Genomic DNA, 23,819 nt, shown 5'->3' with positions numbered 1-23,819 from the left:
GATGTTCAAAAACGCGAAAACCGCCACTCTGGGCAGCCTGACCGCCCGCCGTCAGGGCGTGATTAAACCCCGACTGCACAAATTCCCGCCGTTGCGTAAAAGCTGGCAGCAGGCAAGCCTTGAACAATCGGGCCAGGCGCTTGACCCGGAAGCTTACCAGCAGCAGCTGGTGCAGGGCTTTCAGGATGGCCTGAACCGTGGTTTTGCGCAGGGCATGGAAGAAGGAAAAGAAGAGGGCTACCAGGAAGGCGCTCGCCTCGGTTTTGAAGAGGGGATGCGCAAGGGGCTGGAAGAGGGGAAACAGCACGCTCGCCAGCTGTTTCTTGATGCGGCCGGGCCGCTGGACGGTGTGGCAAACGAGCTGCGTCAGTATCTCAGCGCTTATGAACAACGCCGCCGCGAAGAGCTGCTGCAGCTGGTAGAAAAAGTCACCCGCCAGGTGATTCGCTGTGAACTGGCGCTGCATCCAACCCAGATGCTGACGCTGATTGAAGAGGCGCTTAACGGCCTGCCTCAGATCCCCGAGCAGATTCGTGTGCTGCTTAACAATGAAGAATATCAGCGTATTAGCGAAGCCGAACCGGAGAAAGCCCGCCAGTGGGGCCTGGCCGCCGACCCGGACCTGGACGCCGGTGAATGCCGGGTCATCACCGATACCAGCGAAATGGATATCGGCTGTCAGCATCGCCTTGAGCAGTGTATGGACGTACTGAAAGAAAACCTGCTGCCGGAAACGCACGATGAGTGATCTGGACTTCGCGCAGGCGCTGCGCTCCATTGAAAACATTAATCTTGCTCGCGTGGCGGGCAGGCTGGTGCGCGTGAACGGCATCCTGCTCGAGTGCGTGGGCTGCCGTCTGGCGGTTGGGCAGATGTGCCGCGTGGAAAGCGCGGACAGCGAACTGATTGATGCTCAGGTCGTAGGGTTTGACCGCGACCTGACCTGGCTGATGCCCTTCAAGCATCCGACGGGATTAATTGCTGGCGCCCGCGTTTTCCCGGCGGATAAGCAGGAAGGCGTGATGATTGGCGACCGCTGGCTGGGCCGGGTGGTTAACGGGCTGGGAGAGCCGCTGGACAACAAAGGCAAGCTGGTCGGCGACACGCCGCTGCCGCTGCATTTGCCCCAGGTTCATCCGCTCACCCGCCAGAGCGTGGCGCAGCCGCTCGACGTTGGCGTGCGGACCATCAACGGCCTGCTGACGATTGGCAAAGGCCAGCGCGTCGGGCTGATGGCGGGCAGCGGTGTCGGTAAAAGCGTGCTGCTTGGCATGATAACCCGCTACACCCAGGCAGAAGTGGTGGTGGTCGGGCTGATTGGCGAGCGCGGGCGCGAAGTAAAAGAATTTATTGAAAACTCGCTGCAGGCCGAAGGGCTGGCGAAGTCTGTCATTGTGGCCGCACCGGCCGATGAGTCACCGCTGATGCGCATTAAGGCTACCGAGCTGTGCCACACCATCGCCAGCTACTACCGCGACAAAGGTAAAGACGTCCTGCTGCTGGTGGACTCCCTGACCCGCTACGCCATGGCCCAGCGCGAAATTGCGCTCTCACTTGGTGAACCTCCTGCGACTAAAGGCTACCCGCCTTCGGCTTTTGGCATGATCCCGCGGCTTGTGGAAAGCGCGGGCAACAGCACCGGCAGCGGCACGATGACCGCGATCTATACCGTGCTGGCGGAAGGGGACGATCAGCAGGACCCGATCGTGGACTGCGCCCGGGCGGTGCTCGACGGCCACATTGTGCTTTCCCGCCACCTTGCCGAAGCCGGGCATTATCCGGCCATCGACGTGGGACAGTCCATCAGCCGCTGTATGAGTCAGGTGACGGAACGCCCGCACCAGCTGGCGGCAAGGACGCTGAAACAGCTGTATGCCGAATACCAAAGCATCAAGCCGCTGCTGCCGCTCGGCGGCTACGTTGCCGGGGCCGACCCGCAGGCCGACAGGGCGGTAAAACTGGCCCCGGCGATTACGCAGTTTCTTCAGCAGGAGGTGCATGAACCCGCACCGCTTGCCAATACCATCAGCGACTTATGCCTGCTGTCGCAGGCGGGATAATCGACCATGAGCAAACTGATTGCCACGCTGGAACAGCTGCACACGCTACGCAACCGGGCGGTAAAAGAGACCGGCGCGCGGTTAAACGCCCAGCAGCAGCTGTGCCAGCGCTATGAAAAAAACATCAGCACGCTGACGTCGCTTGCCGCCGGTATAAGCCCGGAGAGCGGCAACTCCGCGCTGCAGATGGTGAACCACTCGGGCTACAAGCGCACCCTTCAGCGAGTGATCGACTGGCAGAAGCAGGAGCACGCGCTGGCCGAGCTGGAAGCCCGCCAGCTGCAGGGCGCTTTGCTGCAGGAGGCGAAGCGTGAAAAAGGCCTTGAGGTGGTGCTCGACGCGAAGCGCAGCGAGCGCCATGCAGAACAAGAGCGACGCGAGCGGAAGGCGACGGATGCCGTTTCCGCTCAGTGCTGGCTGCGCCAGCGGCTCGCTCACCGCTAAGAGTTAACCCATGAAACCTACCGCTAACCGCAGCACCCTGCTGGATAACCTGTTAAAGCGTCAGCGCGCCGCCGCCCCGCAAAAAACGCCCTTTGTCAGCGTCGTTTGCCCGACCTGGAACCGACGTGAATTTCTGCCGTACCTGCTCTACATCTACCAGTATCAGGACTATCCGGCGGATAAGCGCGAGCTGATCGTGCTGGATGACTCCGCCGAGAGTAACCAGGATCTGATCGACATGATGGTCGACCCGGCGCTGCATAACGTGCGCTACATTCATAGCCCGGAACGCCTGGCGCTGGGGCGCAAACGCAATATGCTCAACGAACTGGCAACCGGGGAATACATCATCAGCTTTGACGATGATGACTATTACCCGCCGGAAAAAATCTCGCACCAGGTGGCGGAAATGCAGGGCCATAACGCGCTGTTTTCCGGCTGCGACCAGATTTACGTCTGGTACAGCCACCTCGACAAAATGTACCTCAGTCATCCCTTTGGCCCACGGCATGCGCTCAATGGCACCTTTGGGCTGCACCGCAACCTGCTGAAGAAAAATCGCTATAAGGACGAAGAGACGCTCGCGGAGGAGCAAGCGTTTCTGAATAACTTCACCACGCCGGTGCTGCAAATTGCGCCTGAGAAGGCGATTGTCTGTATCTCCCACAGCAGCAACACCTACGACAAAGACTTCATTATGGGCAGCAGCACGCCGGTGGATCTGCGCCTTGAGGATTTGGTGAAGGACGAAAATCTGCTGGCGCATTACCGACGCTTAAGCCGCGCGCCGCTTAACCAGCAGGTCCACTGGTCGGTATTCGACAAAGTTGCGGTTATCTACCCCACGCAGCAGGAAGTGGAGCTGGAGGCGCAATGCCGGGGGCTTCTCGACTTTGGTTTTTCAGCCGACCAGCTGCTGCCGGTGACGCTTCATCAGGACGAAGATCCGGCGCTTGCCGAGCTGAAAACCCACTGCGCGGTACTGGAACAGGCTCAGCGTGATGGCTGGCGTAACGTGGTGCTGCTGGATGCGGCGGTGCATTTTGTAAAGAAAGAGAACTCGGTCCAGCAGGTGAACGCCCTGCTGACCAAGCTTGACCATATCGACTGGCAGGCGCTGATGCTTGGCGGGAAGTACGGTGAACTGCGGCTGATGAAATCGCTGCCCGGCGTGGTGCGCGTGCAGGCCTCTGAAAATGGCTGTGCCTACGCCGTGAATGCCAGTTTTTACGCCACCTTGCTCGATGCATATCGTGAAGCCATCGCTGGGGCACAAACCCGCGATGAGGCCTGGCAGCCTCTGTTTGAACAAAGCTGCTGGCTCGGCTTCTACCCGAGCTTCGCGTTTATCCAGCAAACGCTGGACGGCCAGAGCGGCCAGCCGGTCGACTGCACCCACTGGTTTTTCCGTAAACACAGATAAAGAAAGGGAAGGCCGTGGCCGCCCTGGAGAGAGAAATGGAAATCATCGAACGTTATCAACCTGAATTTGTTCTTCGCCATGCCGCCCGAAGCGAAGCCTGCTCCTGCCCGGCCTGTAGCCGGGCGAGCGAAGGCTGGCCGCAGGCCAACGTTAAGCTCACCACTCAGCTACGCGAAAGCCTGGATCCCGGCTGCGAAAGCGTTGCCCGTGAACTGCTGTTTAATCCGCAGGCGTTTGAGCTGCAAATCTCCCAGGCCGAGGTGCAGGGCACCGTTGAGCTGACGGCATGGGATGAAATGCTCAACCAGCAGTGCATAAATCTGGCAGTGCACCCGGCGCTTTCCCTTGAGGTGAGCCTGTACGCTATCGGCGTGCTGCTGAGCAAAGCGCAGCAGTATCTTGTCGATGACAAGCGCGATCCTGCGCTGTTGATGTCGATGGGTGAGCAGCTTGCTCAACTGGCCGAACACGGCGTGCTGGAAGAGCAGTTAACGATGTTGCCTATAATAAAAGAACACCGACTAGCAGCGCTTAAAGAAATGGGCGCGATGCGCCTGAATTTGAATTTGCCGATGGCCGACAAGATGTCGATGATGCTGAAGCTCAGTGAGCTGAACATCATGCAGCCCAATCGTTTGAGCGAGCGTTTACAGGAGCTACAGCAGAACCTGGCGAAGTGTCAGGTGCTTACTGAACAGCCTCATATTTTGCGTAATGTCCTTATTTATCGTCTATACCAGAACGTTTTCCCTGGCATTAAGTGCGAAAATTACGGTCTGGCGTTTCAGGCTCTGACGCGCCAGTTCTTCCAGCTAAAAATGCTATTCGCTGTCTGGGTCGCCGATCGTCAAATGCTTAGCGACGGGGAGATCGTTACTTTATTCAGTGCCTGGTTTGGCTGGGACGGTAATTGCCCACAGGCTGAGGCAGCTGCAGTCTCGTCAGACTTTAGCCTGTTGGTTGGCCTGTCGTTACTTATTGATCGGCCTTAAGGTCGTTTGCGGATAAGAGCAGAATGACCATGATTACAATCAATTGGGACTTTATTGATAAAGTCATCTATATCAATCTGAACAGAAGAAAAGACAGAAGACTTTATCTTTCCAGAGAGTTAAAAAAGCTAGGGATCCCAAAGGATAAAATTTTTCGCCTTGAAGCTATTGAGTATTCGCCTGGTTATATCGGGTGTGCTATGTCACACCTTCATGCTCTGCACATGGCGGATAAAGAAGGGTGGAAAAATGTTCTGATCCTTGAAGATGATATTGCTTTTCACCATGATGATGATGCGTACCAGAGAATCAATAAATATTTCAATGCATTAAACCATGTTAACTGGGACGTAGGCTTTTTGGCCGCGAACTATCAAAATGTGACCCAATTGGGCAGCGTTGATTATATCGTTAAGGCTAATAAAGCGTGGTGTGCATGCGCCTATATTGTTAACCAAAACTATTATCAACAGCTCCAGCATGTTTACACCCAGAGCATAAATGCTTTATTGCAGGGGGGGCAACAGCATGAATACGCACTCGATGTCTACTGGCACGAGTCTATGTTGCGGGATTGTTGGTTGGGGATTTTCCCTAATGTGGGCTATCAGCAGCCGGATAAAAGCGATATTGAGGGCCAGTATGTCGACTATCGTGGCCTGTTTGCTAAGCCGCTAAATGAAATAACGCAACGGCAGGTCAAAAAGCGTATTGGCAACCAGAAGATCAAAGTTGATATCCTTTTTCAATGGTCTCCTGGCTGGACAAATTTTGAAACGGTGATCGACGCTCTGCGCAATGATGATAAATTCGATTGTAGAATTATTGTTATTCCATTTACCTCGGAAGGTTCTACGGACCCTACTAATATGGCAGCAAGAGCATTTCTGGACGAATGCGAAGTGCCTTATTACGGTTATGAAAACTATAATCTGTACGAAAGAAAGCCAGATGTTGTATTTCTGCAGAATCCGTATGACGTAAATCGACCGAGTATATTTAGCTGTGCAAATTTAATCCGTAACGGTATTAAAATTGCGTATATCCCCTATGGGCTGGATATGGGGGCGAGTGAGTTAAATACAAATTTCCAGTACAACATGGCCTGCCATAATTCTGCCAGCTGGATTTTCGTTCGTTCACAGCGGCATAAAAATGAATTCGCACTGCATTGCGCAGCGGGTAAGGATCATGTTCATGTGGTTGGTCATCCCAAATTTGACCATTATCATGAACGCTACTGCTCTACAGAGAAAACAGTCTTTACGAATAATTTGAAAACGCTTCTGTGGGCACCGCAATATATTATTGAAAACGACCCTCGTTGGTCAACATTCGATCTCTATGCTCACGCGATAATGGATATTATAGATCAAGGGAAAGTGAATGTTATTATTCGCCCTCATCCCTTGTTCATTCAATGGATAAATCACTTTGGCGACAAAGTCAAAGAACAATATGCACAGCTATTAGCGTTTACACAAAATCGGTCAAACGTTATATGGGATTTTGGTGCCGACTATAAAATGGCCTATTCTCAGTCAGATGCGCTGATGGCTGACGTTGGGTCATTCCTGCTGGAGTATTTACCATCACGCAAACCGATACTATTGCTTACTCATGAAAAACGATTAGGTATTAATAACAGCGCAAGCTTTATTTATCATGACTATGATGTGGCATGGAACGAAAAAGATCTCTACACATTTGTGTCAAATGTCATCTCGGGAAATGATGTAAAACAAAAAGAGCGCCTTGCCGCTTTGTCACGAGAGCTGTATTTTGCTCCGCAAGGTGCGGGGCATGCGATTATCGAGATAATCAAAAAATCATTTAGTCTGGAATCGGAGTAGTTGATATGCCGATAAAGCGAGCTGCTATTTTGCTGGTTGCAGGGCAGGGAAAAAGAATGGGTGGGTTAACGGACAATTACCCGAAATGTTTACTACCTGTCGGCGAGTCTGCTGTTATTGATACACTTCTGGCACCGTTGATGAGAGATACCGGGCGTGAATTGGTGCTGGTTACCGGATATCAGGCACATAAGATTGAAGAGTGGGTCCGCAATCGTTATCCAAAAAATAATATTACTTTTGTGCATAATGAGTTTTATGAAACTGATGTTAATATTCTTTCAGTAGAACTTGGTGTGGAAGCATTAAAATATCCACAGCGTGGCTATACCATTATAGAAACAGATATTCTACTTGATCCTCATGCTTGGGATAGAATAAAAAAACATGAGAAAGCAAATCATAGTTTCTGGCTTACACATGGTCGCTATAGTCCCGAATTGACTGGCGGAATTGTTGAGGTAAAGGAGCCGGATGGAATGATTACCCAAGTTTCCTATCAGCCTCATTACAATAAGAAATATGATAATTGGTATAAAATGGTCGGAATCCTTAGTGTTTCACCCCAGGAAGTGGATTGCGATCGTTCCCTCAGAAAAAATTGGCTCAAGAAAGGCCTGCAACAATATTATATGGTGCCATGGGTCCATCACCGCCAGGAATTACCCTGCGTGACTGTAGATATTTCTCAACTATACGCACGTTCTTTTAACACGGCTGAACAGTATCAATCTGCCCGCGATGATTATCTCGCATTAATATCAAATTATGTTAATGGTAAAAAAAATGGAAATTAATTTTTGCGATCCAAATTTATTACGACATATTGAACGGTTCAGCGCGAGCCGCGTTGAATGGTTGTGTAATAAAATTTTAACTGAAGGGGTATGGATCAAACCTTTAGCTCTGGATCTGAACCATCATTTAGTGCTGGACGGACAGCATCGAATGGAGGTTGCGTTACGCCTGGGGTTAAAAAGAGTACCGGTAGTGAAATTTGATTACCCTGAGGTGCCCCTGCGTTCTTTGCGTGAAAAGTATCAGTTTGACTGGCAGGATGTTACCGAAAAAGCATTACGTAATGATATTTATCCATACAAAACAGTAAAGCACGATTTTGTTAGCCCGATGCCGGCCTGCCGTTTTACTTTGCAGGAGTTGGGATATGATGGTTGAAAATGCAATTATTCTTGCAGCGGGAAGAAGCCTGCAATTAGATGGAAAAAACAAAGTTTTAATTAAGCATCCGGTAACCAGAAAAACCATCCTCGATTATGCGATAGAGGCATTCGCTGGTAAGAGAGTTACGGTTGTCGTGGGGTATGGTGCGCTGAAAATTATGGAGCGTTACCCGCAGTTGAATTATGTATTGAATGAAGATTGGGCGACAACAAATAATGCCATGAGTCTTGGCCTTGCTCTGTTAGAGAATATGGATCCCACTTATGTGGTGTCAGGTGATATGTTTTTTAACCGTAAACTAATTAGCGAGATGGATAACGGAAAGAATAATATTGTTCTAACGCAGAATCGTGATAACCGTATGCTAAGTTCTATTCACTGTGCAATGGGTCAGCAAGAAAAAATAATCGAAACGTATCAAGGGCCTATACGTTCCGTCAGTCATCCCGAAGCGATGGGGTTGTTTAAACTATCGGATGAAAAACTGCTCGGCGAATGGAGAAATAGATGTTTATGTCACAGTAATCTATTTGTTGCACAGGCTTTACCTTGTACCGAAGAGACTTTAGTTTACGCTCATGATGTTGGTCGGAATTATTTTAAAGAAATTAACAGCGCGGCCGACTATTTGAGACTGATGAAGGAAGCTTTAGCAAAATGATTCGAGCGATCACCCTCGGCGTTCCCAGTAATAATGCTTCTGCCATTGATATCGGGTCAGTTCTTCAAACCTTTCAAACCGGCGTGCAGGCCTTGCTCTTAGAACGAAACTGGCCTTTGCGTACAACTCGAATGTCGCTTCAAACTCTGCGTGAGGCGCAGGAAGACGATATTTTTGCGCTGCCGGCAAAACTGGCATCAATCAGTCGAATGGCCGAGCAACAGGGGATCCGCTGGTTTTGTCTGCCCATTGATATGGTTGGCAGCCCCCATTTCTCGCAGCGTTTAGATTTGGCTTTTGCCGCACTTTTTAGCCATTCTAAAATGTTTGTTAATCTTATGGTGGCGGATGAAACGCAGATTAGCCTTCAGGCTGGCCGCCATGCGGCACGCTTTATTCAGAATGTGTCTCGTAAAAGCAACAATGGTTTTGATAATTTCCGCGTCGGGGCTTCCTGCGCCTGTCCTCCAAACGCCCCTTTTTTTCCGTTTTCACGCCATGAGGGGGAAACGTTTAAATTCAGCCTCGCGTTGGAAACGACGGATTTGGCTTTAAAGCTTAGTAAAGATGTACTGAAGAAAAAAATATCCCTCGAGATATTTGCGGAGCGGTTTATTGATGACTTACAGGCACGCTTAGAAGCGATAAATGTTTTTGCTCGAGAGCTGGCCACTAAAACGGGTGTTGAATATGCCGGTCTCGATGCTTCACTGGCCCCTTTCCCGGATGGCGATATTTCCATCGGAAAACTGTTGTCAAATCTGGGCGCGCGTCCGAGTGGGAGTCAGGGAACATTATTCCTGACCAGTATTCTGACAAACTGCATTAAAACTGCTGTTAAGCGCAGCAACGCCTTAGCTACGGGTTTTAATGGTGTCATGTTCTCCGTACTTGAGGATGACGAATTAGCGAGTGCTAATAATCGTCGCCGATTAAGCATCGACACGCTTAATGCGTGGTCAACGGTGTGTGGATGTGGATTGGACATGATACCCATTCCAGGCTCTACGCTGGTCGAGGATATTTCCGCGATTATATTGGATACTTCCGCGCTAGCCGTACGATTAAAGAAACCTCTGGGTGTACGCCTGTTGCCGATCCCTGGAAAGGAGGTTAATGAGTTTACGCAATTTAACTTTGATTTTCTCTGTAATAGTCGCGTAATAAATATTGATAAAACAGATGTGCATTTTTGCGAACATGCTGCTAACTGGAAATATAAAAACTAACGTGTGGATTAAGTGATGTTAAATGAAAGTAAAGTAAAAAAGTTTTGGGATAGCCGTTCTGCTTTATACAATAAGCTGCCGTTTGAAAGCATTGTGAATATGGAACATGATCCTGAACTGTTGAAAATAAAAGTTCAGGATGAAACGGCGAAAGTCTTCTCATGGCTGCCATCCTTAAAAGGGAAGTCTATTCTGGACCTTGGCGCTGGCGTAGGCCAGTGGACATTCAGGTTTCATGCACAGGGTGCTTCGCGTATCGTTGCCGTCGAGTATTCTGAGCCGCTGGTTGAGATCGGCAGGCTTGAAGCGCAATCACGGCAGGCTGAAAACATTGAGTTCATTGTTTCTGGCGCTGAGGACTTCCGCAGTAATGAGCGGTTCGATGTTATCTTCATCTCTGGGCTTTTTGTCTACCTGAACGATCGGCAGGTAGAAACGTTAATCAGTAATTTAAAAAACGTTGTTCATGACGACACTATCATTATGCTACGAGATGGTACAGGCCTGGCTGAACGCTATGAGATCAATAATCAGTTCTCTGAACTATTACAAACTGAATACTCAGCACTTTACCGTACGGCTCAAGAGTATAAGGCTGTTTTCAAGAGGGTAGGGTTTGAAACACTCAAGGATGAAAATATGTTTCCTGAAGGACATGTTTTGAATAAATATCCAGAAACGCGGCTGCGTTTGTATTATTTTGGTAAGTGTCATGGTTAATATTGTTCCTGTGCATTCTGATGTCACCTGGCCCGGAAATGAAGGTGTAATTGGCGTTGTTGGCGTTGCTCCCTGGGCGACGCTTAATTTTTGCCAACAGGTTTATTCGCTTATTGATGCTAAGAAAGACTGGGATTACCCTCGAGTAATTGTTGATAGTAACAGTAAAATTCCCAGCCGGGGACGGCACTTGCAGTTGGGAGAGCGAAACCCTTCACCTTTTATTTTTGAGTCTATTAATGAGTTGGCTAAATCAGGTGCTACCGTTGCAGTTGTTCCCTGTAATACTGCACATATTCTCTTCTCTGGTTGGGGAGAGAATGCGACGATCCCTGTATTAAGTATTATTAACGAAACGGTAAGTTGTCTCTCTGCTTCTAAAAAAAGAGTGGCAATATTAGGTTCAAAAGATTTACTTCTTAGCGGATTATATCAACATGCGCTAACTGCGGCGGGCCACAGCGTTCATGTATTGAACTGTCAACATCAGGTTGTAATTAATGAATGTATTTCGGCGTTGAAAGTATCTCAGACTATTACAGATTCGCTATATGCTGAACTTGAATGTTTTATTAATGTACTGCGCAATCAAAGTGTTGATACAATTATATTGGCGTGTACAGAATTGAGTTTAATTAAAACCCATTCTTTGTGGCAAGACGTAAAGGTTATTGATTCAAATGAGGCGCTGGCGCGTGCAGCACTCAGGGAAATTAATTTTCGAAAGGACCGGCTTAGATAATACAAACAGACTTCTTGAAATGTGAAGAAGTCTGTTTGTGCAAAACTTAATTTTTATATTGATGAATCATTTTAATGATATTGATGACTTCTGGTGTTTCTCTGATCTGATAATGATCGGCAATGGTTGTAATGACAATAATAATCAGTTCGGCTAATGGTGTGGTAAAAGTCTGATTCTGTTCTGACAAAGTATGCTGAACAAGTGAGAAGATTAACTCCATTGGATTGATTGCATCACGAAGAAGGCGATCGTTTTTATTAATGGCGCTTAAGATTAATATTGTTATATTAATGGCAAGGCAGTGGCGAGTTTTTTTGTTTTCAATTACATTGATGAGTGGTATTAATTCAGTTGCGACGCAGGCCATCGTATATATATTGTCTTGCGTTAGCGGTTGTTGAGTTAAAGACGCTAGGTGTAAAGTATGAATATGCAATTTATTTTTCAGACAGCTAACTTTGGCATCCTGATCGGATAAAAGTAGCATTGTGGTAAAAAATTCATCTTCATAAATGTGCTGAGTGAAACGCTGCTGCTGATATTTTTGACGAGCAAAAATATAGCCCCAAACCACGACAGGATAACCAAATCCTGACTGACATAGTGACATAATACACTGACGGTAAAACCGCTCTGCTGTTGTAGGTGAATTTATGGTTTCAACAGGATAGCGGTAATAATTGTCGACATCATTATTGCGTAGTGAAGCACAAGTATATTCAAGGCGTGTATGGAAAAATATAATATCAAGGTTGTTTTTTTTAATGGCTTTAACGGCAGTTTCCAGGCAGCCCGGAACCAGACGATCGTCCGAATCCAGAAATAGAATATAATCGCCCTGAGCGATATCGAGACCTTTATTTCTGGCCTTGCCTGGTCCCCCATTTTCAATATTGATTAAGGTAAATTTATCGTTGGCATGAACAAATTCGTTGCCGATTTGTTCCGTCGTATCCGTAGAACCATCGTTAATAATAATAACTTCATAGTTATCATAAGTTTGATTAAGCACGGAGCTGAGGCACGCATGAAGGTGTTTCTTCGCATTATAGGCTGAAACAATAATACTTATCTTTTCCATTTCATTATTTCACCTGGTTTTCCTGGCGAGGCCTGTCGTGTTTTGCGTAGCCATAGATTAAACCTGCTGATAAAGCCAGTTTTCCGGCTCGCTGCTGTTCACCAGGTTTTCCAGAATCTCCTGCTGCATGCCCAGCAGCAAACCATTCCCCTCATTGGCCGTTTTGCAGCGGGTGGCCTGTGTTTCAAGGTCTTCCCAGAGCGCGCTGACCTGGCCCTGATGTGAAACTGGCAGGCGAGAGAATAAGGCTTTTATGCCCTGCGGGCCTGCGGGAACGCCGAGACCAGCAAGCGTGGCGTATCGCTGCTGGCTGCTTGCGGCGAGGCGCTCATAAATATGAATCAGCTTACCGTTAAGCTGATCCAGTTCTGCCGACCGGCGGCCAACAATAAGCTGACGCTGCTGCTCCAGGAGGGCGTTAAGCTCGGTGTAGTATTTACGATCGGCAATCATATCTTCGATTAACTGCTTCACGTCCTGGGCTGCATTACTCATAACCTACCTCTGATAGTATTTTTGCATCGCGCCGGTCAACTCATCCAGATTGATGCTGATTTTTCCTGCGCTGATGGCTTCTTTCATCGCTTCAACGCGGGCCATATCAATGTCCGGCATCGCGGCCATGTTCTGCTGTGCCTCACCCAGAACCGGGTCTACCGGACGAGTTTTTTCGCTGCCTGCACTTTCTTCGGCCTGTGGGCGAGTTTGCCCGGCGGTGTGGGTGCTAAGCGCAGTTATGGCAGGGCTGTACTGGGTTGTATTCACTTTCATCGCTGTTCTCCGGTTGCTCGGTGGTTCTGTTTTTTATTGAGTGCAAGGTGATTCCACGGGGGAGGAAAGCTTCTTTCCCATTCCCTTACCGGTGTAAAGCGACCCGACAACAGCGAAACTTTAATCGCATAATTAAAATTATTTTGTAGCGGCGTTGAGCATGCGCACCACGCCCGCGTCGGCAACCACGGCGCTGACTACCCGCTGGCTGCTTTCGTTCTTCACCTTAATCATTTCGCCTTTGCGGCCCTTTTTCATCGCTTCGCCTACGGTTCTCGCTTCAATGCCGTCCTGCAGGGCAACCATCAGCACGCGCTGGCCGCGTTCAACCAGCACCGGGGCGTCAAGGTGCGCGCGGGTAATCGGCTGGTCAGCGCGCAGGCGCCGCTTCAGCGTCATGCCGATGGCTTCTTTGGGGTTGGTCAGGTAGCCGCCACGGGGGCCCGAAGCCTGGAGAGCTTTGAGCTGAATATCCGCCTGGGTCAGAACATGGCCGCGATCAAGCGCGCTTTTGGCGACCACGACGTTTTGTTCCGCGGCGAGCAGCGTCGGAGGCAGTATCAGCAAACCCAACACGGCAGCAAGGCGGAAGGAGAAGCGGAAACCGGGTTTCCCTTTATCGCTGTTGAATCTGGTAAAAATCTTTGAATTCATGATGTTATAACTCTGGCACGGTAATTGCTAAACAAGGATGTGTTAGCGATTTTTTTGCCGTTGTTTTTCATCACGAGGATGTGGGCTGTGAGTATTTCTTTTGACAAAGCATTGGGTGTTCATCCGCAGGCAGTAGCACTTCGACTTTCCCGAGCAGAGCTGCTATCCGCCAACCTGGCTAACGTCGACACCCCAAACTTCCAGGCTAAAGATATTGATTTTGCCGCGGAGATGCAACGTTCAGCGTGGAGTTTTTCAACTGACCCTTCGCCGCAGGAAAAATATCGCGTGCCGTATCAGCCTTCTTCCGATGGCAACACCGTCGCCTTAGACGTGGAGCAGGCTGAGTTTTCGAAAAATGTGCAGGACTACCAGGCAAGCCTGGCGTTTCTGAACATGAAGTTTGTTGGCCTGAAAAAGGCTATCGAAGGGAAATAACGAACTCAGGTAACCATGCAAAATGGCATTTAACAATATCTATCGTGTTTCAGGCTCGGCTATGACGGCGCAGACCGTTCGCCTGAACACCATCGCCAGCAACATGGCGAACGCCGACTCACCCTCGGCGACTGAGAATGGCGTCTACAAGGCACGCCGCCCGGTATTCGCCTCGGTTTATCAAAACGATGAGCTGATGGGCAACCGGGCGCTGACCGGGGCAAGAGTGCAGGTCATGGACGTGGTGGAAACCGGTAACGCGGTGCAGCGTTATGAACCTAATCACCCGATGGCCGACGACCGCGGCTACGTCTATTACCCGGACGTGAACGTGGTGGAAGAGATGGCGGACATGATGTCGGCCTCACGCAGTTTTGAAACCAGCGTTGACGTACTTAACAGCGTGAAAAGCATGCAGCAAAGCCTGCTGCGCCTTGGAGAAGTGTGAAAATGAACGTGAATAACGACACCAGTAACTTGAGCGCCAACGGCGACGGAGGCGTGGCAAATAACGGCAGCGCGGCGGGCATGAACGGCCTGTTTATGCAGCTGCTGGTCGCGCAAATCCAGAACCAGGATCCGCTCAACCCGACGGACGGCACCGAATATGTCGGCCAGCTGGCGCAGCTGACCCAGGTGCAGTCGATGGAAACCATGTCCAGGCTGATGGCCAACAACTCGGTACTGATGGACAACCTGCAAACGCTGAGCACCGGCAATCTGGTCGGGCAGAAGGTGATGGTGCAGAGCGACAGCTTTACCTCCGACGGCGCCACGACCGTGAATGGCCGCCTGACGCTGGAACATGCTGCCGGCGTGGTTACCGTTATCGTCAAGGATTCCGCCGGCAGCGAGCAGAAAATTGAGCTGGGCAAGCAGGAAGCCGGGCAGGTGGATTTTGCTATCGACCCTGAAGCGCTGGGGCTGGCGGAAGGGAAATACACGCTTAGCGTGGTGACCGACACCGGGGAAGAAAAAGTTCCGGTCGAAATTGGCGGCATCGTCAATAACGTGCGCATCCCGCTGGACGGCAGCCCGACCATGCTCAACATTTCGGGCCTGGGCGAAATTGCCTACAACTACATCACCCAATTTGGACAATCTGCCCCTGCCGGCAAGGCATGAGTCAGGACCAGCAGAAATAATCAGGAAGACATGATATGAGCTTTAGTATTGCGACCTCCGGCCTTAACGCCATCACCGAACAGCTGAATGCGATCTCTAACAACATCGCGAACTCCGGCACCGTAGGGTTTAAGTCCGGCCGGGCGGAGTTTGCTGCCCTGTACGCCCAAAGCCAGCCGCTCGGCGTGGGGGTGACCGGCATGACCCAGAGCATCAGCCGTGGCGGGGCTATCAATGCCACCGGTAATGGCCTGGATCTGGCTATCTCCGGCAATGGTTTCTTCGTGGTGCGCGACACTGCCGGCACCACGGCCTATACCCGTGCGGGCTATTTCGGCACCGACAGCAACGGTAATCTGATCAACAGTTCCGGCATGAACCTGCAGGGCTACCCGGTTGACGCGAACGGCGTGCTGCAGGTGGGCAGCGTTGGCAATTTAACCATCAGCAACGGCTCGATTGCCGCGAAACCTACCGATGGTTTAGATTTTACCGCTAACCTTGATGCCCGCGCGGAGAAGCCCGTTACGGCGAATTTCGATCCTAAAGACAACACTTCCTACAACAACACTTACGCGACGCAGGTCTATGACTCGCTGGGTCGCGAGCACACCATCAACCAGTATTTCGTAAAAACTGACGAAAACACCTGGGAAGTGCATTACTACATGGACGACCAGCCGATGACCAATCCGGCGAGCCAAACCTTGACCTTCAGCGATCAGGGCATTTTGAGTTCGCCCAATGGAGCCGTGGATCTGACCATTGATATTCCTGGCGCGCAGCCGTTGTCCGTTGACCTGAACTACACCGGCACCACGCAGTATGGCTCTGATTTCTCGGTCAGCAAAAACAAGGGCAACGGCTATGCCTCCGGCTCGAAAACCGGCCAGCAGATCGATGAAGATGGCTCGGTGTATGCCACGTTCTCCAACGGCGAGCGCATGCTTCAGGGACAGCTGATTTTAGCCAACTTTGCTAACCCTAACGGCCTGGCCGCGCAGGATGGCACCACCTGGATGCAGACCGCAGCTTCCGGAACCCCGCTGACCGGAGCGCCAGGCAGCGGCCTGTTGGGTGCCATTAAAGCCGGTGCGCTGGAAGCCTCAAACGTTGATTTGACCTCGGAACTGGTTGGGCTGATGAGCGCCCAGCGTAATTACCAGGCCAACACCAAGGTTATCAGCACCAACGACAGCATGATGAACGCGCTGTTCCAGGCCGTGTAATGGATCACTTAATTTACACCGCCGTCAGCGGCGCAAACCGCAGCCTGTCCCAGCAGCAGATCCACGCCAACAACCTGGCGAACGTGAATACCCAGGGATTTCGCAGCGATCTGGAAAGCGCTCAGGCGCAGCAGATTGAAGGCGCGGGGTATGACTCGCGCTATCTGGTGCAGCCGACCAACGGCGGCGTTGATATGACGCCGGGCGCGATGAAGCAGACCGGCCGTGACCTCGACGTTGCCCTGCGCGGGAGCGGCCTGATAGCCCTCAGCAGCGGTAATCGCGAAGTCTATACCCGCAACGGGCAAATCGACGTTGGCCCGGAAGGCGACCTGACGATTAACGGCCTGCCGGTGGAAGGGGACGGCGGACCTATCGTGCTGCCGCCATTTTCACAAATCTCTATTGCCCAGGACGGGGTGATAAGCATTGTGCCGGACGACGGCGGCCCTGCCATACCGGTGGAAATCGATCGCCTCAAGCTGGTGGATATTCCTGCCGGACAGCTGCAGAAAAACAGCGCCGGGTTCCTCGTCACGAACGCGCTGAACAATCCGCGCAACGAAGAAGTCATGGTGGCCTCCGGGCACCTGGAAAGCGCCAACGTTTCGGCCATCAGCGAGATGGTGTCGAGCATTGCGCTGAACCGTCAGTTCGAAGCTCAGATCAAGATGATGAAAGCGGCGGAAGATCTGGCCACGGCGGGCAATCGCCTGCTGCGCGGCAGTTGATTACAAGGATAACGAACGATGAATCCAGCTTTATGGATAAGTAAAACCGGGCTCGCGGCGCAGGACGCCAAAATGGGCGCGATTTCCAACAACCTCGCCAACGTGAATACCTCCGGGTTTAAGCGCGACCGCGTGATGTTCTCGGATCTGTTTTATCAGAACCAGCGTGCACCCGGCGGCCAGCTCGATCAGAACAACACCGCGCCGACCGGCATTCAGTTCGGCAGCGGCGTGAAAATCGTCGGTACGCAGAAAGAGTTCTCCACCGGCAGCATCCAGAACACCGGGCAGGATCTGGACGTGGCTATCACCGGCCAGGGATTCTTCCAGGTGGAAACGCCGGATGGTGAAATCGCCTATACCCGCGCTGGAAACCTGCAGCGCAATCAGGAAGGAGTGATCACCAACGCCGCTGGCCTGCCGCTGGTGCCGCAAATTGAGCTGCCGGCCAATACCAAAGAGCTTCAGATTGCTAAAGACGGCACGGTGATGGCGCTGGTTGGTGGCGAAACCGATCCGGTTGAGCTGGGGCAGATTACCCTGGTGAACTTCGTCAATCCGGCCGGCCTGGAAGCGGTGGGCGGCAACCTCTATCGCGAAACTACCGCCAGCGGTGAAGCGGTGGAAGGCATCCCCGGTGAAGAGGCGTTTGGCCAGCTCGAGCAGGGATCGCTTGAAGGGTCTAACGTGCAGGTCGTCGAGGAGATGGTGGACATGATTACCGTCCAGCGCGCCTACGAAATGAACGCCAAAATGGTGTCTGCCGCCGACGATATGCTCAAGTTTGTCACCCAGACGATGTAATGATGGGTCAATGAAGTGAAGAGAGTCATGAAAAAGCAGTGTGTTATCGGTTTACTGGCCTTGATGCTGGCCGGGTGCGAAAGCCCGGCTTTGCTGGTGCATAAAGACGATGCGGCCTTCGCGCCGCCGGAAGATTTTGTTATGCCGGATACGGCGGTGCAGGGCGGTGGCGTCTACAACGGCGGCTATAACTGGTCGCTGACCCAGGACCGCCGCGCCTACCGCGTGGGGGATATCCTGACCGTACGTCTCGATGAGTCTACCCAGGCCAGTAAGCAAGCGCGAACCAACTTCGGTAAGAAAAACGACGTCACGATCGGCGTGCCGCAGGCGTTCGGCCACTCGGTCGACAAGCTTAGCGGATCCGTCGACGGCGAGCGGAACTTCAACGGCAACGCCAGCTCCCAGCAGCAAAATAGCCTCCGCGGTTCGATTACCGTCGCGGTGTTTAAAGTGCTGCCCAACGGCGTGCTGGCGGTGCGTGGCGAAAAATGGCTCACCCTTAACCAGGGCGACGAGTACATGCGCGTCACGGGCCTGATCCGTGCCGATGACGTCGAGCGTGATAACACCGTTTCTTCCCAGCGCATCGCCAATGCACGTATTTCGTATGCGGGCCGTGGGGCGCTGAGCGACTCGAACGCGGCGGGCTGGCTGACGCGTATCTTCAACCACCCGCTGTTCCCTATCTAACCGGAGCCGATGATGCGTAACGTAGCGCTTTTCCTCACGCTCCTGTGGAGCACCTGCTCGCTGGCTGAGACGCTGGGCAACATCGTGGATATCCAGGGTGTGCGCGGCAACCAGCTGGTGGGCTATAGCCTGGTGGTCGGCCTTGATGGCTCCGGCGATAAAAACCAGGTGAAATTTACCAGCCAGTCGGTGACCAACATGCTGCGCCAGTTTGGCGTGCAGCTGCCGACCAAAATCGACCCGAAGGTGAAAAACGTTGCGGCGGTTGCCATCAGCGCCACGCTGCCGCCGGGCTATGCACGCGGGCAGTCGATTGACGTCACCGTTTCTTCGATTGGCGACGCAAAGAGCCTGCGCGGCGGCACGCTGCTGCTCACTCAGCTCCGGGGGGCCGACGGCGAAGTCTATGCGCTGGCGCAGGGCAACGTGGTCGTTGGCGGCGTGAAGGCGGAAGGAAACAGCGGCTCCAGCGTCACCGTGAATACGCCTACGGTAGGGCGCGTGCCGAACGGCGGCTCTATCGAACGCGAGATCCCAACCGATTTTCAGGACAACAGCCAGGTGATGCTTAACCTCAAGCGTCCAAGCTTTAAAACTGCCAATAACGTGGCGGTAGCGCTGAACAGCACCTTTGGGGCGAATACGGCTACCGCACAAAGCGCGACCAACGTGGCGGTGCGTGCGCCGATGGATCCGGGCGAGCGCGTCAGGTTTATGTCGATGCTGGAAGACGTGCAGGTAAACGCCGGGAAACAGCCTCCGCGCGTAGTATTTAACGCTCGCACCGGCACCGTGGTTATCGGTGATGGCGTGGTGGTCCGGGCCGCCGCCGTTTCTCACGGCAACCTGACGGTCACCATCCGTGAAAGCAGCAACGTCAGCCAGCCTGGCGCGTTCAGCCAGGGGCGTACCGTGGTCACGCCGGAAAGTGACGTCAGCGTGAATCGCGGGCGCGGCCAGATGGTCACCATTCCTGCGGGCACCAGCCTGCGCAGCATCGTGAGCACCATTAACAGCCTGGGCGCAGCGCCGGATGACACGATGGCGATTCTGCAGGCGCTGCATGAAGCAGGTGCGCTGGATGCCGAGCTGGTGGTGATTTAAGGAACCCAAATGATCAATCCGATTAACCGGCAGCAAACCGTCCTGCCCGGCGATATGACCGGGCAGGTAAAACCACAAAATGTTGAACAGGCTGCCGAGCAGTTTGAAGCGATGTTTCTGCGCTCGATGATGCAGCAGATGCGCAAAGCCTCTGATGCGATGGCCGCCGAGGACAGCCCTTTCAACAGCAAGCAGCAGCGCATGATGCGAGATTTTTACGACGATCGGCTGGCCTCCGAGCTGGCTTCGCAGCGCAGCACCGGCATTGCCGGGATGATTATTGCTCAGCTGGTACCCGCCGGAGTTAAGGCTGAGGCAAAAAGTGCCGCTTTACCGCAGCAGCCCTCGGAATTAGCTACCCCGGTCATCCCCGTGATGCGTCGCGGTCAGGAGTCATAAAACATGAGCATCATTAATATTGCCTACAGCGGCATTCAGGCTGCCCAGACGGGGATGAGCGTCACCTCGATGAACATCGCTAACCTGCTGACGCCCGGCTACAGCCGCCAGGGGATGCTGCAAAGTGCTATTGGGCCGATGGGCCAGGTTGGCCTGTCCGCCGGAAACGGCGTGCAGGTGGACAGCATTCGCCGCATCTCCAACCAGTATCTGGTGAACCAGGTCTGGCAGACGAACACCAAGGCCAGCTATTTCACTTCGGGACAGCAGTATCTTGGTGCCCTGGAAGAGGTGATTGGCACCGATTCTACAAGCCTGGGTAACGGGCTGGATGAGTTTTTTGGCGCCCTGAGCGCGATGACCACGCAGCCAGAATCTCCGGCGCTGCGCCAGCAGCTGTTAAACCAGGCCAGCTCCCTGGCCACGCGTTTTAACAGCATGAATGACTTTATCACTAGCCAGAAAAATTCACTCTCCACCCAGCGTAACGCGGCGGTGGAAAGCATCAACTCGCTAAGCTCCGGTATTGCCAGCTACAACCAGAAAATCATCGAACTGGAGTCTACCGGCGGCAACAGCAGCGTGCTTCGCGATCAGCGTGACGAGCTGGTGAAAAAACTCAGCGAGCTGGCGGACGTGAAGGTTACCGAAGACGGCAGCGGGAGCTACACCGTGGCCCTGAAGGGCGGGCAGCCGCTGGTTAGCGGCAAAACGGCAGGTGAAATGAAAGCGGGCGTGGATGCCAACGGCAACAGCACCCTCAGCCTGAAGTTTTCCACCAGCGAATTCAGCCTCAATCCTTCGACGGGCGGCCAGCTTGGCGCGCTCTACGACTATGAAACGACCACGCTGAAAGAGATGCAGGGCGCGATTCAGGGCATGGCTGAAGCGGTCGCAGATCTGTTTAACAATCAGCTGGCTCAGGGGTTTGATCTCAACGGTAATCCGGGCAAGCCGCTGTTTGTTTTTGACCCGAGTAACAGCGCGGGCATGCTGCGGGTGACCGACCTGAAGCCCGATGAGATTGCGCTGTCCGGCGCGGCGGGCGAGCCCGGCAACGGCGATAACCTGCAGCTTCTTATCGACCTGAAAAACAGCAAAACGAACATTGGCGGCCTGGGCAACATGAGCCTCAACGAGGGCGCTGCGGCGATTATTTCCCGCATCGGGATTGCCAGCCGGCAGAACAAAACCGAACAGGAAGCCGCTATTGCAGTGGCCAGTCAGGCTCAGAACCAGCGCGACAACCTCAGCGCGGTCAACGAGGACGAAGAGGCGATCAACCTGCAGATTTACATGCAGTCCTACCAGGCCAACCTGAAAGTGATCGCCACGGGCGACCAGATCTTCAGCGATCTGCTTAACCTGTTCTAACGAGGATTAAGATAAACACTATGCGAATCAGTAGCCTTTACAACTCCTCGCAGATGCTCAGCCAGCTGGGCAAAAACAGCGAGAGCATCAGCAAGCTGATGCAGCAGCTCTCTACGCAGAAGCGAATTAACGTGCCGTCGGACGACCCGGTGGCCGCCAGCCGCCTGGTGCAGTTGAACCGCGAGCAGTCGGCAATTGAGCAATATCAGAGCAATATCACCAGCATCAGCGGGACGCTGGCAAGCCAGGAGTCTCACCTGCAGGCAATGAACGACCAGCTGCTGGCGCTGAACGACAAACTGCTTGCCGCCGCCAACGACACCAACAGCCAGCAGGATATGGCGAGCTACGGCGCGGAGCTTGAGTCGATGCTGGACTCGCTGGTGGCGTCGATGAATGCGCAAAATGAAAACGGCAGCTATCTGTTTTCCGGTACGAAAACCGGCACGAAACCGGTGCAGTGGGATGCAGCGGCGAAGACCTTTGTGTTTGCCGGTAACGACGGCACGCGCGAGACGACCGTGGCGAACGGCGTAAACATTAAGGAAAACACCAACGTTGCCAGCGCCTTCTCTTCCGGCAGTGACGATCTGGACATGCTGAATAAGCTGAAAGCGCTGTCGCAGAAAATGCAGGATCCGGCTATTCCGGCGGCGGATTATAAGAGTGAGGTCACCGATATGCTGGATTCCGCCAAAGCCACGCGGGATAACGTGTCGGCGATCTTTACCGACGTGGGGGGGCGACAAAACCGCTTAACCCTGCTGAGCAACGCGCATACCGACGTCAGCGCGGCAAACGACCAGGTGGTACGCGATCTCTCTTTCAGCGACCCCGCTACGGCGACGGTAAACCTTCAGCTGTATATGAATTCTGTACAGATTTCCAACCAGGCTTACAGCATGATCAGTAAGCTCTCACTGTTTAGCGTGATGTAACCATGCAGGTTGGTTTAGCCACTACAACATCTTCCCAGGCCGCCGCGCTTAGCCGCGGGAATATCAATGCTCCGCAGTCCGTGCAGCGCCGTCAGGTGGAAGAGAAGACGTCATCCCGCAGCCCGTTTCCTGAAGCGGCGCTGTTGTCTACTCGTCCACTCCGCTACAACGTTCAGCTTAACCAGCAGCTGACGGCGGTTCAGCAGGCGGACAGCTATCTTTCCAGCACTGAAACGCAGCTTCTGCAGCTGCGCCATGCGGCGAGCCAGGGAAAAGGCCAGGAGCAGGCTGCCGGACTGGAACGCCTGCTGGCGCGCCGAACCCAGCTTTCCGGCGGGACGGTTGACCGCCAGTTCAACGTCCGTCTGCAGAGTCAGTCGCAGGTGAATTTCACTTTGCCGGGCAGCGAGAAGGTCCTGAGCGCGCCGGGCGGAGAAACGCTGATCTTTATGCTAGGCGGCACAAAGCGAGAGCTGGCCGCCGTGGCCTTGCCCGCAGAAGGATCGCCTCGTACCGTGTTGACTCGTCTTAACGTTGGCCTGGGCCGGATGGGCATTCACGCCAGCCTCGACAGAAGCGGGCAGGTGAATTTCAGCGTCGATGAGTCCCGCTGGGAGCAGGTCAGCCAGCAGCTTAGCGTGCGCGGTGAAGGGCATAATTTCCCGTCAGATTCGTTTACCGTGCTGTCGGCTCAGCCTGAGACAGCTCAGCAGGAAGATTTGGTGCAACTGGCGGCGCGTCCGGACAGCAGCCGCGACGGGCAATTACGCCTGCAGCAGGCGCTGGAGCAGATAACGATGCAGCGCGGCAAGCTGCGAGCGCATCAGGATCGCGTTCGCTCCCGTATTGATGAGATGGCCACGCCGTATAGCCCACAGCAAGCGCAGGAAACGGCGCGGGCGCTGGGCAACGTGCTGGAAAAAAGCGGCGACAGTTTTTCCACGCTTAACCGTGCGCTGGGCGCGCAGGCGAACGTTCAGCTAGCAACGGTGAAGAATTTACTCGGATAGGGTGGAGCTCTCACTCCGACCCTCTCCTTGGAAAGGCGTTGTCTCTTAGTCACATTTTCCTTTCGAATCTTCCTGGAGATATTTTTCGAGCCGCAGTTATTCCGTTCACCCGTACATTTGTTTCCCCTGCACGTTCCGAAAACGGTGAACGTGTCCGGG

Annotated in this window: 28 protein-coding genes; 24 read left to right on the top strand and 4 right to left on the bottom strand. The window is 53.0% G+C overall.

Features of this window, described 5'->3' with window-relative positions; all coding sequences use genetic code 11:
- Position 1: 1 nt before the first annotated feature.
- Genes fliH through HX778_RS21270 form a run of 12 tightly spaced genes read left to right on the top strand, consistent with a single transcriptional unit; the run spans position 2 to position 11,306 of the window.
- The gene (fliH, locus tag HX778_RS21325) at positions 2-748 is read left to right on the top strand and encodes a flagellar assembly protein FliH (RefSeq protein ID WP_176983017.1); all 747 of its coding nucleotides are present in this window, start codon (positions 2-4) and stop codon (positions 746-748) included.
- Complete coding sequence (fliI, locus tag HX778_RS21320) at positions 741-2,060, top strand: flagellar protein export ATPase FliI (RefSeq protein ID WP_176983012.1); 1,320 nt, start codon at positions 741-743, stop codon at positions 2,058-2,060. The genes fliH and fliI overlap by 8 nt, the downstream gene beginning before the upstream one ends.
- A 6-nt stretch (positions 2,061-2,066) precedes the next feature.
- Positions 2,067-2,504 carry a flagellar export protein FliJ gene (gene fliJ / locus HX778_RS21315; RefSeq protein WP_038474876.1) on the top strand — a complete coding sequence of 146 codons (438 nt, stop codon included), beginning with the start codon at positions 2,067-2,069 and terminating at the stop codon, positions 2,502-2,504.
- Positions 2,505-2,514: 10 nt separating this feature from the next.
- Positions 2,515-3,927: a glycosyltransferase family 2 protein gene (locus HX778_RS21310; RefSeq protein WP_176983011.1), complete on the top strand. Its 1,413-nt coding sequence runs from the start codon at positions 2,515-2,517 to the stop codon at positions 3,925-3,927.
- Positions 3,928-3,962: 35 nt separating this feature from the next.
- Positions 3,963-4,919: a hypothetical protein gene (locus HX778_RS21305; RefSeq protein ID WP_176983010.1), complete on the top strand. Its 957-nt coding sequence runs from the start codon at positions 3,963-3,965 to the stop codon at positions 4,917-4,919.
- Positions 4,920-4,942: 23 nt separating this feature from the next.
- Positions 4,943-6,772 (top strand): glycosyltransferase family 25 protein, encoded by a 1,830-nt coding sequence (locus HX778_RS21300; RefSeq protein ID WP_176983009.1) that lies wholly within the window; start codon positions 4,943-4,945, stop codon positions 6,770-6,772.
- A gap of 5 nt (positions 6,773-6,777) precedes the next feature.
- Positions 6,778-7,569, top strand: a complete 792-nt coding sequence (locus tag HX778_RS21295; RefSeq protein ID WP_176983008.1) for an NTP transferase domain-containing protein — start codon at positions 6,778-6,780, stop codon at positions 7,567-7,569.
- Entirely contained in the window at positions 7,559-7,948 is a 390-nt protein-coding gene (locus HX778_RS21290) for a ParB N-terminal domain-containing protein (RefSeq protein ID WP_176983007.1), read from the top strand. Before HX778_RS21295 ends, HX778_RS21290 begins: the two co-directional genes overlap by 11 nt.
- The gene (locus HX778_RS21285; RefSeq protein ID WP_176983006.1) at positions 7,938-8,615 is read left to right on the top strand and encodes an NTP transferase domain-containing protein; all 678 of its coding nucleotides are present in this window, start codon (positions 7,938-7,940) and stop codon (positions 8,613-8,615) included. The genes HX778_RS21290 and HX778_RS21285 overlap by 11 nt, the downstream gene beginning before the upstream one ends.
- Entirely contained in the window at positions 8,612-9,844 is a 1,233-nt protein-coding gene (locus tag HX778_RS21280) for a DUF711 family protein (RefSeq protein WP_038474866.1), read from the top strand. Before HX778_RS21285 ends, HX778_RS21280 begins: the two co-directional genes overlap by 4 nt.
- A 15-nt stretch (positions 9,845-9,859) precedes the next feature.
- A complete protein-coding gene (locus HX778_RS21275) occupies positions 9,860-10,564 on the top strand; it encodes a class I SAM-dependent methyltransferase (RefSeq protein ID WP_176983005.1) in 705 nt (234 codons plus the stop codon).
- The gene (locus tag HX778_RS21270; RefSeq protein WP_176983004.1) at positions 10,557-11,306 is read left to right on the top strand and encodes an aspartate/glutamate racemase family protein; all 750 of its coding nucleotides are present in this window, start codon (positions 10,557-10,559) and stop codon (positions 11,304-11,306) included. Before HX778_RS21275 ends, HX778_RS21270 begins: the two co-directional genes overlap by 8 nt.
- A gap of 46 nt (positions 11,307-11,352) precedes the next feature.
- Here HX778_RS21270 and HX778_RS21265 read toward each other — a convergent pair whose 3' ends face one another.
- The 4 genes from HX778_RS21265 to flgA all read right to left on the bottom strand — a co-directional run bounded on the left by HX778_RS21265 (position 11,353) and on the right by flgA (position 13,815).
- Positions 11,353-12,390, bottom strand: a complete 1,038-nt coding sequence (locus HX778_RS21265; RefSeq protein ID WP_052048980.1) for a glycosyltransferase family 2 protein — start codon at positions 12,388-12,390, stop codon at positions 11,353-11,355.
- A gap of 57 nt (positions 12,391-12,447) precedes the next feature.
- Positions 12,448-12,885 carry a flagellar protein FlgN gene (gene flgN / locus HX778_RS21260; RefSeq protein WP_176983003.1) on the bottom strand — a complete coding sequence of 146 codons (438 nt, stop codon included), beginning with the start codon at positions 12,883-12,885 and terminating at the stop codon, positions 12,448-12,450.
- Positions 12,886-12,888: 3 nt separating this feature from the next.
- Entirely contained in the window at positions 12,889-13,161 is a 273-nt protein-coding gene (gene flgM / locus HX778_RS21255; RefSeq protein ID WP_176983002.1) for a flagellar biosynthesis anti-sigma factor FlgM, read from the bottom strand.
- A gap of 138 nt (positions 13,162-13,299) precedes the next feature.
- Entirely contained in the window at positions 13,300-13,815 is a 516-nt protein-coding gene (flgA, locus tag HX778_RS21250; protein WP_176983001.1) for a flagellar basal body P-ring formation chaperone FlgA, read from the bottom strand.
- A gap of 87 nt (positions 13,816-13,902) precedes the next feature.
- Between flgA and flgB the strand changes: the two genes are divergently transcribed.
- The 12 genes from flgB to HX778_RS21190 are packed head-to-tail and all read left to right on the top strand — an operon-like array spanning position 13,903 to position 23,660.
- Entirely contained in the window at positions 13,903-14,253 is a 351-nt protein-coding gene (gene flgB / locus HX778_RS21245; RefSeq protein WP_038474859.1) for a flagellar biosynthesis protein FlgB, read from the top strand.
- Positions 14,254-14,275: 22 nt separating this feature from the next.
- Positions 14,276-14,701, top strand: a complete 426-nt coding sequence (flgC, locus tag HX778_RS21240) for a flagellar basal body rod protein FlgC (protein WP_038474857.1) — start codon at positions 14,276-14,278, stop codon at positions 14,699-14,701.
- Between the two features lie 2 nt (positions 14,702-14,703).
- Complete coding sequence (gene flgD / locus HX778_RS21235) at positions 14,704-15,378, top strand: flagellar hook assembly protein FlgD (protein ID WP_176983000.1); 675 nt, start codon at positions 14,704-14,706, stop codon at positions 15,376-15,378.
- A gap of 35 nt (positions 15,379-15,413) precedes the next feature.
- Entirely contained in the window at positions 15,414-16,607 is a 1,194-nt protein-coding gene (gene flgE, locus HX778_RS21230; RefSeq protein ID WP_176982999.1) for a flagellar hook protein FlgE, read from the top strand.
- The gene (locus HX778_RS21225; protein WP_176982998.1) at positions 16,607-17,338 is read left to right on the top strand and encodes a flagellar basal body rod protein FlgF; all 732 of its coding nucleotides are present in this window, start codon (positions 16,607-16,609) and stop codon (positions 17,336-17,338) included. The genes flgE and HX778_RS21225 overlap by 1 nt, the downstream gene beginning before the upstream one ends.
- 18 nt (positions 17,339-17,356) lie before the next feature.
- The gene (flgG, locus tag HX778_RS21220; RefSeq protein WP_038474849.1) at positions 17,357-18,142 is read left to right on the top strand and encodes a flagellar basal-body rod protein FlgG; all 786 of its coding nucleotides are present in this window, start codon (positions 17,357-17,359) and stop codon (positions 18,140-18,142) included.
- Between the two features lie 27 nt (positions 18,143-18,169).
- Positions 18,170-18,835 carry a flagellar basal body L-ring protein FlgH gene (flgH, locus tag HX778_RS21215; RefSeq protein ID WP_038474847.1) on the top strand — a complete coding sequence of 222 codons (666 nt, stop codon included), beginning with the start codon at positions 18,170-18,172 and terminating at the stop codon, positions 18,833-18,835.
- Positions 18,836-18,847: 12 nt separating this feature from the next.
- Positions 18,848-19,939, top strand: a complete 1,092-nt coding sequence (locus HX778_RS21210; RefSeq protein ID WP_144244090.1) for a flagellar basal body P-ring protein FlgI — start codon at positions 18,848-18,850, stop codon at positions 19,937-19,939.
- Positions 19,940-19,948: 9 nt separating this feature from the next.
- Positions 19,949-20,338, top strand: a complete 390-nt coding sequence (locus tag HX778_RS21205) for a rod-binding protein (RefSeq protein ID WP_038474843.1) — start codon at positions 19,949-19,951, stop codon at positions 20,336-20,338.
- Between the two features lie 3 nt (positions 20,339-20,341).
- A complete protein-coding gene (gene flgK / locus HX778_RS21200) occupies positions 20,342-21,712 on the top strand; it encodes a flagellar hook-associated protein FlgK (RefSeq protein ID WP_176982997.1) in 1,371 nt (456 codons plus the stop codon).
- Between the two features lie 20 nt (positions 21,713-21,732).
- Complete coding sequence (flgL, locus tag HX778_RS21195; RefSeq protein ID WP_071842937.1) at positions 21,733-22,650, top strand: flagellar hook-associated protein FlgL; 918 nt, start codon at positions 21,733-21,735, stop codon at positions 22,648-22,650.
- A gap of 2 nt (positions 22,651-22,652) precedes the next feature.
- Entirely contained in the window at positions 22,653-23,660 is a 1,008-nt protein-coding gene (locus tag HX778_RS21190) for a hypothetical protein (RefSeq protein ID WP_176982996.1), read from the top strand.
- Positions 23,661-23,819: the final 159 nt, after the last annotated feature.

This window comes from Cedecea sp. P7760 (assembly GCF_013386425.1).
In the GTDB taxonomy this organism is placed as follows: Bacteria; Pseudomonadota; Gammaproteobacteria; order Enterobacterales; family Enterobacteriaceae; genus Cedecea; species Cedecea selenatireducens.
The sequence above is the reverse complement of the archived record's forward strand: the minus strand, read 5'-3'. Positions and strand labels throughout refer to the sequence as shown.

Coding starts and splice junctions, on each gene's coding strand:
- fliH (WP_176983017.1), top strand. CDS start 2: ATGTTCAAAAACGCGAAAACCGCCACTCTGGGCAGCCTGACCGCCCGC.
- fliI (WP_176983012.1), top strand. CDS start 741: ATGAGTGATCTGGACTTCGCGCAGGCGCTGCGCTCCATTGAAAACATT.
- fliJ (WP_038474876.1), top strand. CDS start 2,067: ATGAGCAAACTGATTGCCACGCTGGAACAGCTGCACACGCTACGCAAC.
- HX778_RS21310 (WP_176983011.1), top strand. CDS start 2,515: ATGAAACCTACCGCTAACCGCAGCACCCTGCTGGATAACCTGTTAAAG.
- HX778_RS21305 (WP_176983010.1), top strand. CDS start 3,963: ATGGAAATCATCGAACGTTATCAACCTGAATTTGTTCTTCGCCATGCC.
- HX778_RS21300 (WP_176983009.1), top strand. CDS start 4,943: ATGACCATGATTACAATCAATTGGGACTTTATTGATAAAGTCATCTAT.
- HX778_RS21295 (WP_176983008.1), top strand. CDS start 6,778: ATGCCGATAAAGCGAGCTGCTATTTTGCTGGTTGCAGGGCAGGGAAAA.
- HX778_RS21290 (WP_176983007.1), top strand. CDS start 7,559: ATGGAAATTAATTTTTGCGATCCAAATTTATTACGACATATTGAACGG.
- HX778_RS21285 (WP_176983006.1), top strand. CDS start 7,938: ATGATGGTTGAAAATGCAATTATTCTTGCAGCGGGAAGAAGCCTGCAA.
- HX778_RS21280 (WP_038474866.1), top strand. CDS start 8,612: ATGATTCGAGCGATCACCCTCGGCGTTCCCAGTAATAATGCTTCTGCC.
- HX778_RS21275 (WP_176983005.1), top strand. CDS start 9,860: ATGTTAAATGAAAGTAAAGTAAAAAAGTTTTGGGATAGCCGTTCTGCT.
- HX778_RS21270 (WP_176983004.1), top strand. CDS start 10,557: ATGGTTAATATTGTTCCTGTGCATTCTGATGTCACCTGGCCCGGAAAT.
- HX778_RS21265 (WP_052048980.1), bottom strand. CDS start 12,390: ATGGAAAAGATAAGTATTATTGTTTCAGCCTATAATGCGAAGAAACAC.
- flgN (WP_176983003.1), bottom strand. CDS start 12,885: ATGAGTAATGCAGCCCAGGACGTGAAGCAGTTAATCGAAGATATGATT.
- flgM (WP_176983002.1), bottom strand. CDS start 13,161: ATGAAAGTGAATACAACCCAGTACAGCCCTGCCATAACTGCGCTTAGC.
- flgA (WP_176983001.1), bottom strand. CDS start 13,815: ATGAATTCAAAGATTTTTACCAGATTCAACAGCGATAAAGGGAAACCC.
- flgC (WP_038474857.1), top strand. CDS start 14,276: ATGGCATTTAACAATATCTATCGTGTTTCAGGCTCGGCTATGACGGCG.
- flgD (WP_176983000.1), top strand. CDS start 14,704: ATGAACGTGAATAACGACACCAGTAACTTGAGCGCCAACGGCGACGGA.
- flgE (WP_176982999.1), top strand. CDS start 15,414: ATGAGCTTTAGTATTGCGACCTCCGGCCTTAACGCCATCACCGAACAG.
- HX778_RS21225 (WP_176982998.1), top strand. CDS start 16,607: ATGGATCACTTAATTTACACCGCCGTCAGCGGCGCAAACCGCAGCCTG.
- flgG (WP_038474849.1), top strand. CDS start 17,357: ATGAATCCAGCTTTATGGATAAGTAAAACCGGGCTCGCGGCGCAGGAC.
- flgH (WP_038474847.1), top strand. CDS start 18,170: ATGAAAAAGCAGTGTGTTATCGGTTTACTGGCCTTGATGCTGGCCGGG.
- HX778_RS21210 (WP_144244090.1), top strand. CDS start 18,848: ATGCGTAACGTAGCGCTTTTCCTCACGCTCCTGTGGAGCACCTGCTCG.
- HX778_RS21205 (WP_038474843.1), top strand. CDS start 19,949: ATGATCAATCCGATTAACCGGCAGCAAACCGTCCTGCCCGGCGATATG.
- flgK (WP_176982997.1), top strand. CDS start 20,342: ATGAGCATCATTAATATTGCCTACAGCGGCATTCAGGCTGCCCAGACG.
- flgL (WP_071842937.1), top strand. CDS start 21,733: ATGCGAATCAGTAGCCTTTACAACTCCTCGCAGATGCTCAGCCAGCTG.
- HX778_RS21190 (WP_176982996.1), top strand. CDS start 22,653: ATGCAGGTTGGTTTAGCCACTACAACATCTTCCCAGGCCGCCGCGCTT.